Below are 2,627 nucleotides of genomic sequence, written 5' to 3'. Positions count from 1 at the left end.
TCTTTTTTTACACCTTTTTTTACAAAATGCAAGAAAAAAAGATACCGATTAACATGACGACGTCATGTCTATCAGTACCAAAAAGTGTAGACCCCGTTTGTTAATGGTAAGCAAAGTAGGGCATACAAAGAACTCCATACGATTTTTACAACTTATCAAAATATGCATAGTTTACGGCAGTATCAGTATCAGTTAAAAGTGAAGCAGCTAAAACACTTAACTAAGCAAACAGGTTTAGTAACGTATCAGGTGCAATATAGTTTTGTCCCAGCCGTTAAATTTGCTCGCGTGCATCAACAAACTTATCAATATACAGGGGAAGTCAAATAAACGGGATTACAAGGTTATCAAATTTTGACACTGAGGCGAGTAAAATTAATTAAAAATGAATACCTAACGAATAAATGAAATGAGGAGCTGATGAACATGAAAAGTAAAATGATAAAAATAACAGGTTTAATACTAACTGTTTTGTTCGCTTGTTTCACCACCTATCAAGTAGCCGCGGCGGATACTTGGCAATATGGTGATTTGACGAAGCTAATTGCTAGGAGTAATGGTGGTGGCACCAAATATGATACATATCGACAGGTCGGCCTTAGTATTGATGATAAAAATGTCTACATGTATGTCAGTATGGATCCGGAAGTATATGCTAGTGATGATGCGACTTGGAATCCTGATGATCGTAAGGTTCACCTGACGGGATATGTTTTAACAATTGCAGGGCAACCAATCTATATTGATAATAATTCAAATAATTTTTCTAATTTACAATCTAGTCAACAAAATCAAACTAAGAGTTTCCCAGTTGACGTGTATAACACTAGTACGTTTAAGAATACTACCGTTACAGATGCGGTTACCGTACAACACTTAGTGCGTGATAATGGTAACCGGGTAAATAATATTATGCAATTTACGATTCCAATTAGCGCGTTGGGTTTAAAAGATGGTGAAATATCAGAAAATGCACAAGTCACACTAACCAATAATATCTGGTATGGTGCGAAAACGATTACTTATGCTGGGGCTTCAACCGCTCCATGGCCATTAGTCGTTCTGGGCTTATTAATCGCGTTAATAAGCGTCATTAAAATGCGTAAAAGTAAAGGGTCTAAAACCGCTCCCGAGGTTATGCAGTATGCTTAGTAAAACAATCATTATTTTAAGTATAATCATCTGGGTATATGGGTTATCAGTTCTCAAGCGAGCCAAAACAGATGCGTTTTATTTTCTTTTTGGGAGCGTTGGTTTATTTATTATTTTAATATTACTCAGTAAACCATATGGTGTTTGGTTGTTTTCAAGTGTCGTTACTTGGGGTGTGGGAATTATTGGTAAACTAACTGGATTGTTCACAACATTTTATAGTTCTCACATTATCCAAGTAATTGCTAATCACCGTACCAGTATTTTATTAGTTGACTATGAATGTTCGGGAATTATTGAAACAACCGCTTTTTGGGGCTTAATCGCCTTTTATCCAGTTTATCGGGGGCAAAAACGCCTTTTATTAGGTTTATTTGGTTTCGTTTGGATTTATATGGCCAATGTTATTCGTCTTTCATTTATCGCCGTGACAGTTTACTACTTTGGGAATGGGGCCTTTTATTTAGCACATTCGATTATTGGTCGATTAATTTTTTATACGTTAGCAATCATCCTGTATTATGTCGTTTTTACGAAAGGCCAGTTAGTTAATCGGATGTTATCACATTAAAAAGGAGAATGTATGACTTTTTATTTTCACCAATTAATTTATCAAATTGGTTTTTGGTTTACGTGGTTACTAATCCCAATCATTGTTGAAGTCCTACCAGCCATTAGGTATTTCTTTAAATTACTTAGGATGGCTCATACTAAAAAAATTGTAAATCAACCACTTAAGATGCCAATTGTTTCAATCATTTTACCAGTATATAATTCAGCGGAAACATTATATAGTTGTATCGAATCAATTTATCACTCAACTTATTCCAAAGACTTAATTCAAGTAATTGTGGTGAACAATCATAGTACTGATAACAGCTTTGATGAGTATAAACGTGCCCAGTGGCAATTTAAAAACTTACGAATTCAATGGATGGATACAGATCAAGGTAAAGCACAAGCCTTAAACGCGGCCATTTATAGTAGTATTGGACGCTACATTGTCAATCTTGATACAGATGGTATGTTGCAAGCAGAGGCGTTAACTAATTTAGTTTTATATTTTGAAAATAATCCAGGAATTGATGCCGCAACGGGGACAATTTTAACGCAAAAAAATTTGATTGATGCGACAAAGAAGTGGCGGCTGTGGGCGTTACAAGCCAATGAATATTTTGAATATGCTCAATCCTTTTTAGCAGGGCGCAGTATTGAAAGCAATAAAAATCAATTGTTCACAATGTCTGGGGCTTTTTCAGCCTTCCGCCGGGATGCATTAGTAACGACTTTTTTGTATAACGTTAATACAGTTGGTGAAGATACTGATATGACTTTTCAATTACGGGATAGATTAGGTAAAAAAGTGGGCTTTTGTTTTAATTGAACTGAACCCCTCGAATTGGAGTAAATCCAATCGAGGGGTTTTCTTATGTATTTTTCTCAACAAACAAAACTTAATGCAATTCTTGAGTATC

At 35.3% G+C, this 2,627-nt stretch carries 4 protein-coding genes; all 4 read left to right on the top strand.

Translation table 11 applies throughout. From position 1 onward, the window contains the following. The first annotated feature begins 162 nt into the window (after positions 1 to 162). Positions 163 to 330 (top strand): hypothetical protein, encoded by a 168-nt coding sequence (locus JOC59_RS09160; protein ID WP_205144441.1) that lies wholly within the window; start codon positions 163 to 165, stop codon positions 328 to 330. Between the two features lie 96 nt (positions 331 to 426). Continuing rightward, positions 427 to 1,152 carry a Firmicu-CTERM sorting domain-containing protein gene (locus JOC59_RS09155; RefSeq protein ID WP_205144440.1) on the top strand — a complete coding sequence of 242 codons (726 nt, stop codon included), beginning with the start codon at positions 427 to 429 and terminating at the stop codon, positions 1,150 to 1,152. Then, positions 1,145 to 1,723, top strand: coding sequence for an exosortase family protein XrtG (gene xrtG / locus JOC59_RS09150; RefSeq protein ID WP_205144439.1), 579 nt, complete (start codon positions 1,145 to 1,147; stop codon positions 1,721 to 1,723). The genes JOC59_RS09155 and xrtG overlap by 8 nt, the downstream gene beginning before the upstream one ends. 12 nt (positions 1,724 to 1,735) lie before the next feature. Beyond that, entirely contained in the window at positions 1,736 to 2,536 is an 801-nt protein-coding gene (locus tag JOC59_RS09145; RefSeq protein ID WP_205144438.1) for a TIGR03111 family XrtG-associated glycosyltransferase, read from the top strand. The last annotated feature ends 91 nt before the right edge of the window (positions 2,537 to 2,627 follow it).

The organism is Periweissella beninensis, from assembly GCF_016908275.1.
Taxonomy (GTDB): domain Bacteria; phylum Bacillota; class Bacilli; order Lactobacillales; family Lactobacillaceae; genus Periweissella; species Periweissella beninensis.
The sequence above is the reverse complement of the archived record's forward strand: the minus strand, read 5'-3'. Positions and strand labels throughout refer to the sequence as shown.